The sequence below is a fragment of the Thermodesulfovibrio thiophilus DSM 17215 genome (assembly GCF_000423865.1).
In the GTDB taxonomy this organism is placed as follows: domain Bacteria; phylum Nitrospirota; class Thermodesulfovibrionia; order Thermodesulfovibrionales; family Thermodesulfovibrionaceae; genus Thermodesulfovibrio; species Thermodesulfovibrio thiophilus.
Map to the genome: position 1 here is coordinate 62334 of NZ_AUIU01000018.1, position 12916 is coordinate 75249.

Annotated in this window: 16 protein-coding genes, 2 tRNA genes and 2 pseudogenes; 10 read left to right on the forward strand and 10 right to left on the reverse strand. The window is 35.2% G+C overall.

Going from position 1 to position 12916, the window contains the following annotated elements:
* Position 1 precedes the first annotated feature (1 nt).
* The 7 genes from G581_RS0109320 to G581_RS0109350 all read left to right on the forward strand — a co-directional run bounded on the left by G581_RS0109320 (position 2) and on the right by G581_RS0109350 (position 4772).
* Positions 2-565, forward strand: a complete 564-nt coding sequence (locus G581_RS0109320) for an anthranilate synthase component II (protein WP_028845576.1) — start codon at positions 2-4, stop codon at positions 563-565.
* Entirely contained in the window at positions 562-1572 is a 1011-nt protein-coding gene (gene trpD, locus G581_RS0109325; RefSeq protein WP_028845577.1) for an anthranilate phosphoribosyltransferase, read from the forward strand. Before G581_RS0109320 ends, trpD begins: the two co-directional genes overlap by 4 nt.
* Before the next feature lie 3 nt (positions 1573-1575).
* Positions 1576-2187, forward strand: a complete 612-nt coding sequence (locus G581_RS0109330) for a hypothetical protein (protein ID WP_028845578.1) — start codon at positions 1576-1578, stop codon at positions 2185-2187.
* Positions 2188-2310: 123 nt separating this feature from the next.
* A tRNA-Sec gene (locus G581_RS0109335) sits at positions 2311-2408 on the forward strand.
* Positions 2409-2430: 22 nt separating this feature from the next.
* The gene (locus G581_RS0109340) at positions 2431-2775 is read left to right on the forward strand and encodes an Mth938-like domain-containing protein (protein WP_028845579.1); all 345 of its coding nucleotides are present in this window, start codon (positions 2431-2433) and stop codon (positions 2773-2775) included.
* A gap of 21 nt (positions 2776-2796) precedes the next feature.
* Positions 2797-2979, forward strand: coding sequence for a hypothetical protein (locus G581_RS0109345; RefSeq protein WP_028845580.1), 183 nt, complete (start codon positions 2797-2799; stop codon positions 2977-2979).
* 23 nt (positions 2980-3002) lie between these two features.
* Positions 3003-4772, forward strand: a complete 1770-nt coding sequence (locus G581_RS0109350) for a formate--tetrahydrofolate ligase (protein ID WP_028845581.1) — start codon at positions 3003-3005, stop codon at positions 4770-4772.
* Positions 4773-4790: 18 nt separating this feature from the next.
* Here G581_RS0109350 and G581_RS0109355 read toward each other — a convergent pair whose 3' ends face one another.
* From G581_RS0109355 to G581_RS0109400, 9 genes are all read right to left on the reverse strand, one after another.
* A complete protein-coding gene (locus G581_RS0109355) occupies positions 4791-5312 on the reverse strand; it encodes a Fe-S-containing hydro-lyase (protein ID WP_028845582.1) in 522 nt (173 codons plus the stop codon).
* Positions 5309-6151 carry a fumarate hydratase gene (locus G581_RS0109360; protein WP_028845583.1) on the reverse strand — a complete coding sequence of 281 codons (843 nt, stop codon included), beginning with the start codon at positions 6149-6151 and terminating at the stop codon, positions 5309-5311. Before G581_RS0109360 ends, G581_RS0109355 begins: the two co-directional genes overlap by 4 nt.
* Positions 6148-7155 carry a zinc-dependent alcohol dehydrogenase gene (locus tag G581_RS0109365; protein ID WP_028845584.1) on the reverse strand — a complete coding sequence of 336 codons (1008 nt, stop codon included), beginning with the start codon at positions 7153-7155 and terminating at the stop codon, positions 6148-6150. Before G581_RS0109365 ends, G581_RS0109360 begins: the two co-directional genes overlap by 4 nt.
* Positions 7152-7985, reverse strand: a complete 834-nt coding sequence (gene rsmI, locus G581_RS0109370) for a 16S rRNA (cytidine(1402)-2'-O)-methyltransferase (protein ID WP_028845585.1) — start codon at positions 7983-7985, stop codon at positions 7152-7154. Before rsmI ends, G581_RS0109365 begins: the two co-directional genes overlap by 4 nt.
* 9 nt (positions 7986-7994) lie before the next feature.
* Positions 7995-8246: a hypothetical protein gene (locus G581_RS0109375; protein WP_028845586.1), complete on the reverse strand. Its 252-nt coding sequence runs from the start codon at positions 8244-8246 to the stop codon at positions 7995-7997.
* Positions 8247-8264: 18 nt separating this feature from the next.
* Positions 8265-9995 (reverse strand): NAD+ synthase, encoded by a 1731-nt coding sequence (locus tag G581_RS0109380; RefSeq protein ID WP_028845587.1) that lies wholly within the window; start codon positions 9993-9995, stop codon positions 8265-8267.
* Positions 9992-10552, reverse strand: a complete 561-nt coding sequence (locus tag G581_RS0109385; protein ID WP_028845588.1) for a type I restriction enzyme HsdR N-terminal domain-containing protein — start codon at positions 10550-10552, stop codon at positions 9992-9994. The genes G581_RS0109380 and G581_RS0109385 overlap by 4 nt, the downstream gene beginning before the upstream one ends.
* 262 nt (positions 10553-10814) lie before the next feature.
* The gene (locus tag G581_RS12380) at positions 10815-10946 is read right to left on the reverse strand and encodes a hypothetical protein (protein WP_273040293.1); all 132 of its coding nucleotides are present in this window, start codon (positions 10944-10946) and stop codon (positions 10815-10817) included.
* A gap of 541 nt (positions 10947-11487) precedes the next feature.
* A tRNA-Val gene (locus tag G581_RS0109400) sits at positions 11488-11559 on the reverse strand.
* A gap of 270 nt (positions 11560-11829) precedes the next feature.
* Here G581_RS0109400 and G581_RS0109410 point away from each other — a divergent pair.
* The 3 genes and pseudogenes from G581_RS0109410 to G581_RS0109415 all read left to right on the forward strand — a co-directional run.
* Positions 11830-12109, forward strand: a pseudogene (locus tag G581_RS0109410) (transposase); the annotation flags it as partial.
* Positions 12086-12301: pseudogene (locus G581_RS12280) on the forward strand (IS3 family transposase); the annotation flags it as partial. The pseudogenes G581_RS0109410 and G581_RS12280, both read left to right, overlap by 24 nt.
* Positions 12294-12551 (forward strand): hypothetical protein, encoded by a 258-nt coding sequence (locus tag G581_RS0109415; RefSeq protein WP_028845590.1) that lies wholly within the window; start codon positions 12294-12296, stop codon positions 12549-12551. The pseudogene G581_RS12280 and the gene G581_RS0109415, both read left to right, overlap by 8 nt.
* A gap of 86 nt (positions 12552-12637) precedes the next feature.
* On the opposite strand, the gene G581_RS0109420 is transcribed toward G581_RS0109415, so the two are convergent.
* A partial coding sequence (locus tag G581_RS0109420) for a cupin domain-containing protein (RefSeq protein ID WP_028845591.1) occupies positions 12638-12916 on the reverse strand: 279 nt, incomplete at its 5' end.

The following is a 12916-nucleotide window of genomic DNA, read 5'->3' on the forward strand; positions in this document are numbered from 1 at the left end:
AGTGATTCTTCTGATTGATAACTACGATTCATTTACATACAATCTTTATCAATACATCGGTGAACTCGGCACAGAAGTGATTGTTTACCGTAATGATCAGCTAACAATTGAAGAGATAGAAAAGCTCAATCTAACTCATATAATTATATCTCCAGGACCCTGTACTCCTAAAGAAGCTGGGATTTCTTGTAATGTGATAAAGCATTTTGCAGGAAAACTACCAATTCTGGGAGTATGTCTTGGTCATCAGGCAATAGGAGTAGCTTTCGGAGGAAAAATTATTCGATCTGCTGAGATAATGCATGGGAAAACATCTCTTATTTATCATGATGGTAAAACAATTTTTTATGGACTTCCAAATCCTTTTGAGGCTACAAGATATCATTCATTAATTTTTGAAAAAGAGAGTCTTCCAGAATGTCTTACTGTTACAGCATGGACATCAAATGGTATAATTATGGGTGTAAGGCATAAAGAATACGTTGTAGAAGGAGTACAGTTTCATCCTGAAAGTATTCTTACAAAAAGTGGAAAAGATTTATTAAAAAACTTTTTAAAATTATGATAATTGAAGCAATACGTAGATTAACTAAAAAAGAAAATATTTCTGAAGAGCTTTTAAAAGAAAGTTTTATTGAAATAATTGAAGGTAAAGCTTCTCAAGCTCAAATAGCTGGTTTTCTTATAGGACTTTCCATGAAAGGCGAGACAGAAGAAGAGATTCTCACCGCTGTAAAACTTTTCAGAGACTATGCAATAAAGATTAAAGCACCTGAAGGAACCATTGATATTGTTGGGACAGGTGGAGATCATTCAGGAACATTTAATGTTTCAACAGCAACTGCGTTTGTGGTTGCAGGTGTTGGTGTATCAATTGCCAAACATGGAAACCGCTCGGCATCAAGTCAGTGTGGCAGCATTGATGTTCTTGAAGAGCTAGGGATAAAGGTTGATATGACTCCAGAGGTTGCAGAAAAATGCCTTTTTGAATGTGGAATGACTGTCCTTTTTGCGCCTCTTTATCATCCAGCAATGAAAATGGTTGCTTCTGTAAGGCAGGAACTTCAAATAAAGACTATTTTTAATCTCCTCGGTCCTATAATTAATCCCGCCCAGGTTAAACGTCAGCTTCTTGGTGTTTTTGCTAAAGAGTACATGGATCCTATCGCAAGAGTGCTTTTAAAATTAGGAGCAGAAGACGTAATGGTTGTTCACAGCGAAGAAGGGCTGGATGAAATAACAATTACAGGAAAAACCTATATTGTAAGAGCTAAAAATGGAGAAGTTACAACAACAACTCTTTTTCCTGAAGAACTAAACTTACAGAGAGCAATGCTAAGAAATATTAAAGGTGGGGATAGAAAAGCAAATGCTAAAATAATGTTCAATATTCTTAAAGGACAAGACGGAGCTCATAGAGACATGGTTTTAATAAATGCTGCGGCAGCTCTTCAGGTTGCTCAACGAGCTTCAGATTTTAAAGAGGGACTTGAGATGGCACGAGAAAGCATTGACAGTGGTAGGGCATATAATAAATTGTTAGAACTTAAAAAATTTACAAACTCAAACTAAGTTATGGCAGAATTAGGCAAAATACAGAGACTTAATGTGGAAGACTTTAAGAGTAAAAGACGACTCTTTTGCATTCCAAATCTTTTTATTCCTGAAGAAGACGAGGATGAATATCTTAAAGGTCTCATTGAAAAATACTGGTTTGAAGCTCTTTCAAATGTTGAAAAACTGGAAAAATTAGGATTTGTTACAAAAATTTTTATTGAAACAATATTTATCGAAAGCAGTGAAGCAGTTGATATTATAAGAGAAACTAATCCTTATCTTTATCCTCTTATAGAGAAGAAAGTTTCTGAAGGAGCGGTTGTTATAGGTATTGAGAATCCTGAAATATTTGGGGAGTTTATTGATTGGGGGAACTGTCTTAGAGTTGTTAAAACAAGGACAGTCATGGAGAAGATCTTTGATTATTTTAATAAAATTAATCACAAGCGACTTGAAGAAATAGGGAATAAAATATCAAAAAATCTCCAGGAAGGAGAGTCTGCAATTCTTATTTTAAGAGAGCAGGACAGAATAAAACTTCCTTTGGAAAAAGATATTGAAGTTTTTCTGGTGATCCCATCCACATATGATGATATTTTGAGATACTTACGAGATAAACTTCTTTCTTAATAGAGATCCTTACATTGTCGTTAATTTTGTAAACATGCACTACTCTGAACATTATTTGAGAGAAATTACAGTTTATAATTCAGTTTTTGCAAAATTATTAAAAATCCTGTAAAATTCTATATCGGGAGTGTAAGGGGTTCTGGTGTCCCCCCTGGACTTCAAATCCAGTGTTGCCTGTTCGAAGCAGGCATGGTGGGTTCGATTCCCACACGCTCCCGCCAAATTTATCAGGAGGTTTTTAATATGACGATAACACACTACTCCTTTGGAAAAATTGTAGTTAACGGTAATGAATATACTGCGGATCTGATTGTTTTTCCTGACAGTGTTTTCACATCATGGTGGAGAAAACAGGGACATTCCCTATGCATGGAAGACCTTGCAGAGGTTTTTAAAAGGGAGATTGACATACTCATTGTAGGAACTGGTGCCTATGAAAAAATGGTTGTTCCAGAAAGCTTGATAGATGAACTGAGAAGTAAGGGTATAGAAACTTTTGTCAGCGATACTGAAAAAGCAATCTCTTTATTCAATCAGTTTGTACAAGAGGGTAAAAAAGTCGCAGGTGCATTTCATTTAACCTGCTAACATTAAAAAGGAGAGAAAAAAATGGATCATAAAAATCAACCTGACCCGATGAGAGTAGCAATAGTAAAGATGCTTCCCAGGGATATCAAAGAAAAATTAACCATAGAAGAAATGAATGCGTTACTTTATGAAGAAGTTTTACCGGATTCATTGATAGAGAAACTTAAAGACTATCTTGCAGATATAGATAATCCATCAGAATAAAAATCAATCTTACAGGAGATCTTATGCTTCCAAAACCTGAATTATACCCAGACTGGGTTATTGCTCAAGAGGCTGAAAAAAACATGAAAACAATTTTTCAGCTTGCAGATGAAGCCGGTATAAAAAGGGATGAATTAATTCCGTACGGACATTACATCACAAAAGTTGATTATAAAAAAATCTATAGCAGAATAAAAAATAATTCTGACGGTAAATATATTGTTGTAACAGCTATAACTCCAACACCTTTTGGAGAGGGGAAATCCACCACAACCATAGGTGTTGTTCAAGGGCTCGGCAAAAGGTGTAAAAAAGTAAGCTGCGCTATAAGGCAACCTTCAGCGGGTCCTTTAATGAACATAAAAGGAACCGCAGCTGGTGGAGGTCTCTCTCAATGCATCCCCAGAACAGAATTTTCTCTTGGATTTACCGGAGATATAAATGCAGTGATGAATGCTCATAATCTTGCAATGGTTGCCTTAACTTCAAGAATGTTTCATGAAGCAAATTACTCTGATGAGGTTCTCAATAAAAAAGGATTGAAAAGACTGGATATTGATCCTAACAGAGTTGAAATGGGATGGGTCATTGACTTCTGTGCCCAGGCATTGAGAGAAATCGTTATTGGTCTCGGAGGACCTAAAAATGGAATTCCAATGAAATCCCGATTTGATATCGCCACTTCTTCTGAATTGATGGCTATTCTTAGTCTAGCGAATAATCTGCAGGAATTAAGAGAAAGAATCGGTAAAATTGTTGTCGCTCATTCAAAATCAAATAATCCTGTAACAACTGAAGACCTTGAAGTTGCAGGAGCAATGACCGCGTTAATGCTTCACACAATAAATCCAAATCTGATTCAGACAATTGAAGGTCAGCCGGTTTTTGTGCATGCTGCTCCATTTGCAAATATTGCCATAGGTCAATCCTCGATAATTGCTGATAGAATAGGACTTAAACTCAGTGAATATCATGTGACTGAAGCTGGATTTGGATCAGATATCGGTTTTGAAAAATTCTGGAATATAAAATGTAGAAATTCAGGATTAAAACCTGATGCGGCAATTATTGTCGCTACTTTAAGAGCTTTAAAATATCATGGAGCAGTTGAAGGTGCTCCTAAAATAATTCCCGGCAATCCGATACCAAAAGAATATTTTGAAAAAAATATTGACTGGATTGAAAAGGGAATGAAAAACTTATTCCATCATATAAACATAGTAAAAAAGGCAGGAATAAATCCAGTTGTCTGTATAAATAGATTTCACTCTGATACTCATGACGAATTAGAATTCGTGAGAAAAACCTGTGAATTAGCAGGAATTCCTGTAGCTATTTCAGAACACTGGGCAAAGGGTGGACAGGGTGCACTGGAGCTCGCAGATGCTGTGATTAATGCGTGTCAAAATGAATCAGGATTTGAGTTTCTTTATGATACAAATCTACCCCATATTTCACGAATAGAACTGGTGGCAAGACAGATATATGGAGCTGATGCTGTAGAGTTTTCCTCAACCGCACTTGATAAACTAAAAAATATAAACTCTGATAGTGAATTTTCTGACTTCTCAATATGCATAGCCAAAACTCATTTAAGTCTTTCAGATAATCCTGCATTAAGAGGTGTTCCAGAAGGCTGGCAGTTATTTATCAGAGATATCTTAATTTTTAAAGGAGCAAAGCTTATTGTACCTGTTGCCGGAGAGATAAATCTGATGCCAGGAACTGCCTCAACTCCAAATTTCAGAAAAATAGATATTGATTTAAACACAGGTAAGGTAACAGGAATATAAAATCAGTTTATAGCTATTTCATTTAAAAATATCTTTTCCGTAGCAGTCCATAGCAACCACAACTGGAAAATCTTTAAGCAATAGCTTTTTTATTGACTCTGGACCGAGATCAGAAAATGCAATTTCTTCAACTGATACAATGTGATGAGAAAGCAGCGCTCCTGCTCCTCCGGTTGCCAAAAAATAAATGGCCTTATATTTTTTTATGGCATTTCGAACTTCTTCTGAACGCTGACCCTTACCTATCATTCCTTTAAGTCCAAGTGAAAGCAACAAAGGGGTGTATCCATCCATTCTCGATGAGGTTGTAGGTCCAGCAGATCCGATTACCTTACCAGGTGGTGGAGGAGTAGGTCCAACATAGTATATAATCTGTCCCCTGATATCAAAAGGTAAGGGAAGATCATCTTTTATTAATTCCACAAGCCTCTTATGAGCCGCATCTCTTGCAGTGTAAACATATCCATTTACCAAAACCAGATCACCTGCATGAAGAGTTTCTACAATCTCTTGTGTAAGAGGAGTGTCAATTTTTTTCATATTTCTGCCTCCATATGTCTTGCTGAATGACATTGAATATTCACAGCAACTGGAAGAGACGCAATATGGCATGGATAATACTCAATGTGAACAGCCAAGGCTGTAATATTTCCACCAACACCCATTGAACCAATTCCGAGTTCATTGATTTCTTTAACCAATTCTCTTTCAAGTTGAGCATATTGTGGATGTTTGCTGGGTTGTCCAACTTTTCTTAAAATAGCTTTTTTTGCAAGAATTGCAGATTTCTCAAAATTTCCTCCAATTCCAACACCAACAATAATTGGAGGACATGGATTTCCTCCTGCCTTTCTCACAGTTTCAATAACAAAAGCTTTAACACCGTTTAGCCCCTCTGCAGGCTTGAGCATCCTCAATGCAGACATATTCTCACTTCCTGCACCTTTTGGTGCAAGAGTGATCTTAACTTTATCTCCCTTAGTTAACTCAAAATGAATAATGCATGGCGTATTGTCTTTTGTATTTTTTCTTTCAAAGACAGGGTCATCAACAACAGAGGCTCGCAAATAACCCTCTTTTACAGCCTGACGGACTCCTTCATTGAAGGCTTCAACAGGTTGTCCATCTTCATAAATAACCTCTGTTCCCCACTCTACAAATATTACTGCAATGCCTGTATCCTGACACAGTGGAAGTTTTTCGCTAGCTGCTATTTTTTGATTTTCTATAATCTGCCTGAGAAGTTCTTTTGCAAGCCCTAATTCTTTTTCATAGGCATTAGTTAAAACCATCAATACATCCTCTTGCAGATAAACTGCTGCATCCATGTAGAGTTTTTTAACTGTCTCGATTATTTCCTGTCTTGTTATTTTCTTCATGGTTCGATTAAATACTTAATTCCCTCCCCTTTTGAAAGTTTTTCAAATGCTACAGTTATATCAGAAAGAGAAAAATTTCCTGATATTAATTTAGTAAGCTTTAGGTTCCCTGATTTGATTAAATCCGCTGCTTCTTTAATATCATCAGGAGTATAATGGAATACTCCCTTGAGGGTTATTTCATCATAATGAAGTCTGCCTGCATTGTAGCAGACTTCTGTCCCTGATTTTAAGCCTCCAAAAAGCAACACAGTTCCACCTTTTCGAATATAACTTACAGATTTTAGCCAGACTTCTTTTTTACCAGTGCATTCTATGACACTGTCAAATCCAAATCCATCTGTAAAATTTAAAAGGTCTTCACTGTATGTGAAAATTTCATCTGCTCCTAACTCTTTTGCAAGATTCAACTTAAAAGAATTTCTACCCAGTACAGCCACATTAACTCCCTTAAGCTTTAAAACCTGAATAAACAGTAATCCAATAGGTCCTGTACCAATGATTAAAACATTATCTTTTCTCTGAGGATTCAAAACTCTCACTCCATGAACAACACATGAAAGAGGTTCAAGGAATGCGGCCTGTTCAAAACTAACTGAATCAGGTTTATGGAACATATTCTGCTTTACAACTCGTTTATTCACAATGATGTATTCTGAAAAAGCTCCTAAAGTCATATCCTTTGTTAAAACTCTGCAAAGATTGAAAAGTCCTCTCTTACAGTATCCGCACTCACCGCATGGAGCTGTATGAACAAGCATAACAGGTTCGTCCTTTTTGAAACCATTTACTCCACTGCCAACTTCTGCAATTACTCCTGAAAACTCATGACCAAATGGACCCGGCATCGGTATGAGAGGATGACCTCTTAAATAAGCCTTTAAATCAGTACCACAGGTTAATGCTGATTTAACCCGGATTAAAACTTCTCCTTCTCCTGGATCAGGAATTGATTTTTCAACAAGTTCTATCCTGCCGGGTTTTATTAAATAAGCTGATTTCATTCAATCTCGTCCATTTTTAAACTTTTTTCATAAAGCTCTTTTTTACTCAAACCGTAAAGTTCAGCTATTATTTTAACAGCTTCCTTTCTACCTTTTCCTTTTTTCATGAGTTCTTTAACTTCTTTCAATGCTTCATCAACTGTTTGCGGAGTCTCGGTGATACCTTCGACTATTATGACATACTCGCCAGCTATTTTTGAGTTTTCAAGTTTTTCAATTAACTCTGAAAGCCTGCCTCTGAGCACCTCTTCAAACATTTTTGTTAGCTCTCGTGCTATGCAGGCTCTTCTATCATCTAAAACCTCGAGCATATCATGAAGGCTCTGGAGTATTCTGTGAGGTGCCTCATAAAAAACAAGAGTTCTTTTTTCAGAACTAAGTTCAAGTAATTTCTTTCTTCTCTGAGCCTGTTTCACTGGAAGGAAACCTATAAAAGTAAATTCCTCTGATGAAAGTCCTGAAATACTCAAAGCTGTAATCAGGGCAGTTGGTCCTGGCACAGGAATTATTTCTATATTTTCTTCAATTGCTCGTTGAATGATAACTGCTCCAGGGTCTGAAATCCCTGGAGTTCCTGCATCTGTTATAAGAGCAACTGAATGTCCGGATTTAATTTTATTTATTATTTCCTCAGCCCGTACTTTTTCTTTTTCAGACCAGTAGCTTATAAGCGATTTTTTTATTCCGTAATAATTAAGTAGCTTTAAGCTGTGCTCGGTATCCTCACATGCTATAAAATCAACCTTTTTTAATGTTTCAAGCGCTCTCAGTGTTATATCATCAAGGTTACCAATTGGTGTTGAAACAATGTAGAATCTGCCCTGTCCCATTTATTTCAACTACTCCTCTTTTAATATCTGCCTTAGCCTTCTGTCAGCTTTTATAACATCGTCCACATTTTCACCTGTGATATCCCAGCTATATTCATTCTTGTTATTCCTGTGCAGTCTTATCTTAACAGGCTTCTTGGGCTTTGCATACTGAAGTGTTTTATCTTTTGTAACCTGAACATTGCTTTGCGGAAGAGCATCTGTGAAAGCTGAAAAGATAAAAAATAAAATCAATAATAAGATTATAAAAGTTTTTTTCATCCTGTCCTCCTGCCTGAATTAATAATCAAATTTATTTGTTATTGGAAATCTCCAGTCTTTTCCAAGAGATACAGGGGAAATCTTTATTCCTGGCGGTGACTGTCTTCTTTTGAACTCTGCTTTTTTAACCATATTTAAGACTCTTTTAACAGTATCTTCATCAAATCCGTATTCAATTATTTCTCTTTCTCCCATGCATTTTTCAATATGAAGCTTGAGAATTTTATCAAGAATATCATAAGGTGGTAAACTATCCTGGTCTGTCTGTCCTGGCTTGAGTTCTGCTGAAGGAGGTTTTGTAAACACTCTTTCTGGAATTATTCCATTTGAAGCCCATTTTGCAACTTTATAAACTGTAGTTTTGTAAACATCTTTAATAACAGCATAACCACCAGCCATGTCTCCATAAAGTGTTGAGTAACCAACAGCCATTTCAGATTTGTTTCCTGTTGTAATTACAAGCCAGCCAAATTTATTTGAAAGTGCCATTAATATATCAGCTCTAATTCTGCTCTGAATGTTTTCTTCTGTTATATCCTCTGGCAATCCAGCAAATATCTTTGAAAGAGTTTTAATATATTCTGTAAATGTCTCATCTATTGAGATTTCTATGAGTTCAACTCCAAGATTCTTTACAAGCTCATAAACATCCTCTCTGCTTTCATTAGATGTGTATAAAGAAGGCATAAAGACTCCTGTTACTCTGTCTTTTCCGAGTGCCTCCTTTGCTATCAAAGCAACAAAAGCTGAATCAATTCCTCCACTTAATCCAAGACATACCTTCTGAAATCCATTTTTATTGACATAATCTTTTAATCCCGTAACAAGAGCTTTAAAAATTTCTTCTTCTTCAGTAAGTAAAACAGAAGATATTTTTTGAATTTCTGAGGCTGTTAAGGCGTAATTTTTTTGCTTTTTTTCAGTCTTACAGGATGGAATTTTTACAACTTCTATATCTTCTAAAAATTCAGGTTCCCATCTTATTTTGGGTTCTCTCATTCTTACCCTTGTTACATCTTCTATATCAAGCTCAACAACCGCCAGATCTTCTTCAAAGGCTTTTGCAATTTTTATTATTTCACCTGATGGTGAGACAACAAGGCTTCTTCCATCCAACACTATCTCATCTTGTCCACCAACCATATTAAGATAAACTACATACGCTCCCATGTCATAAGCTCGTGTTGTGAGCATTCTTAACTTTCGTTCATATTTCTCGGAATAAAATGGTGATGCACTTATGTTAATGACTAATTCTGCACCAGTTGATGCCTGTATAAAAGTTGAAAGAGAAGGATGAAATATATCTTCACAGATATTCACAGCAAAAACAACTCCTTCGTATTCGTATACTGGCACTCTTTGACCTGGTTTAAAATAACGCATTTCATCAAATACACTGTAATTGGGAAGATACATTTTATGATAAATATCAATAAGTTTACCATTTGACATGATTGCTGCTGCATTATAAAGATCATTCCTTTTAATCGGTAAACCAGCGATTACAATAAAATCTTTAACATTCTTTACAATTTCATTCAACGATTCTTCTGTTTTGTTTATAAATGCAGGATAAAAAAGCAGATCCTCAGGAGTATAACCTGTTAAAGCTAACTCCGGAAATACGACTATTTGAGCACCACTGTTAACAGCTTTATCAGTAAAAGAGAGAATCTTTTTGAGATTTCCATCAATATCACCAACAATTGGATTTATTTGACATAGAGCTATTCTAAGTGTTCTCATAAGTTACACGTTGAACAAGACTTTATAGCATCGAATGCATAAAGTATTCTTTTTTCTCTGGGAAGTTTTTTTTCATCATATGGAACAAAATTAAGTGAAGTTAGCATTTTTATCACCTCTTCCCTGGAAGGAATCTCACATGAATCTTTAACCTCTCCGGTAAGCACGTCTATAACTCTGCCTTCCTGTCCATCAGTCACCATTGCAAATGGAATCTGATAAGGTTCGACAACTCTACAGAAGGCAAGCATAAATCTTTCCCATGACTCAATAGAGGCAGGAGTGCATTTTATAGCATAAATAATTTTTCCCTCTATGCATATAAGAATATCAACAAAAGTGGTAAACTTTTCTTTGTCAGATACAATAACTTCATAGCGCCTGTTTATAAATATATCTTGAGGAATATAACCACGCTCAAGAATATACTGAATCATCTGTTCCTGAATATATCCAATGCTCTGTGCGAAAATTTTTTCCTGCTCCTTTATTATTTCTCCAATAAGTTTTTGTCTTTCCTCCGGCGACTCGGGTGTTTTATTCAATGATATTTCCATAACTACTCCCTTCTATTATCGACAGATTTTCATTGTTTTATATTTTTCAATAATATAAACTAAAAAATCAAACATTCATCCATTTTCATTGATAATATGAAGTAGTCTTCTCATAGTTGAAAATTAAAGCTTTGATGCCATCAGTTGACAGACTTATTTTTAATAAATTAATCCAATGTTGAATGTTCGCTTTTATTCACTTCAAGGAGGTTAAAATAAAATCCCTTTGAAATAGTTTTAAAGTTAGACATTGTTAACTCCCCTATTTTTTATCATATGCCATGGATAATGCTTCTGTTGTTATCTGTATTTCCTCTGAAAGCTTTAGTATATTTATAGTATTTCTTAATTTTGTAAGCCTCTGTTTTATAAATGACTGTACATAAGAAATCATTAAAACTCTGTTAAGACAAGTATCCATCTCATAATGGAAGGTTAAAATCAACCTGAGAATTTTTGTAATCAAACAATGCATATATATAAAAAATATCTAAATGAAGTTTACCAATTCTTCAACTAAAAGACGAATTCATTCCTCTGATGCCAGTGAAGTCGAGATTTTACACACCACAGCCCTTAATTTGTGATTTCTGAAATACTGATATTAATCCACCTGACATGTTTGCAAAAAAAGTAGGTATAAGAGAGTTTCACTTTCATGACCTCAGATATATGTTTATAAGCCAGCTTGTTATGAACGGAATTGATTTTTCCACTGTAAAGAAGGCCTTCCTGGGACATATAAGGATATTAAAATGACTCTTAGATATATGCATTTTGCTCCAGCACACAAACAGGATGCAGTGAAAAACTGGATATTTTTTTAGGGAAAAATACTCCAAAAATCGCCCGGAAAAGTACCTGATTCTTACAATTTTCTTACAGTGCAGAAAAATATCAACTTTAGAATTTTGTAACCCATTGATTTTATTGAATGGGCGATGAGGGTATCGAACCCACGACCTCTTCCGTGTGAAGGAAGCGCTCTCCCACTGAGCTAATCGCCCGAAGTTATTGAAATATAAAATATTTTATCTCTTACAGTCAAGCTGCGTTAGTTAATGGTAAGAAAATTATAAGAATTTAACGTTTTTCCCCTAATATTGGGTTGAGCACTCTGGATGTAAGTCTAGTTGATGCCCCATAAATAAATAATGGGAGTATAATAAGAATTGTGTCTATTAATTGGCTGCTCACACAGTAGAGCAAATAGATCATAAAAAGGATAACATAGGGGATGAAAAAAAAGAAAAACAAGAAAGGAGGAGATAGCGAAAATGGGAGACTTAAACCTGAACAAATTTCTAGAGGAGCTTTCAAAAATTGACTCAAGAGAAGGTATAAAAACAATAGCAGCCATGCTACTTAACGAACTTATGAAAAAAGAAAGAGAAATCTATTTAAGAGAAAGCATAGAAAACAAAGCAAATGGCTACTATGAAAGGCAACTTGCCTGTTTTCTAGGAAACTTAGGTCTAAGTATTCCAGGGGATAGGAAATCGGAGTTTCGACCAGCAATTCTTCCTTGCAGAGTGGCAGAAAGCTGATGAAAGTTTTTTCAAAACATTAAAAACAGAACTTATTTATCTAAAGAAAGGTGGTTATAAATCAAGAGTAGAGGCCAAAAGAGAGATCTTTTAATATATAGAATGTTTTTATAACTCTAAGAGGCTTCATTCTGCTCCTGGATATAATAGCCCAAAAGAATATTTAGAAAGATATTATAGAGGTTATTTCAAATGTGCTTAACTTTGTGTGGAAAAAATTGTTGCAATTCCAGAGTGTTGCTGGATATCAAAATATTGTAAATAACTATTTACCAAAACATAACTATTTACTCGCTGGAATTTCTGTGGTTATGATAATAATGGTTGTCTTAATTGTAGCAGACTCGATCAGAGTATGGCTAGGTATTTTAAGTGGTAAAATGCCTTTAATAAAAGATACTAAAGAGGCTTCTGTTGCACAGAATGCCCCAACAAAATATTTATCAGAATAATACAAAAACAGGTGGTTGTAATCAACCACCTGTTTTTCTCAAAAATATTTTTTAAAGCAGAAAACATTTCTTATCAACTATAATATCTACCACAAGGCAGGAGCATGGACAACATAACATTTTAGAGGTGTCTGTCCTTTTGCCTTTAATCCATGAAGTTCTTTAGCTCCTATGGCTATAATATCACCTTTTTTAACTATTTGCCAGTTGTTTTCTATATATATTTCACCTTCACCCTCAACTATAAATATGCTGTCTACTTCCTTTTCATGAGTATGTAAAGGTATTTCAACACCAGGATCAAGTTCCATTATAATGATACTTAATTCAGGATGTTTTTCTTTTGTAATTACATAACCTACCTT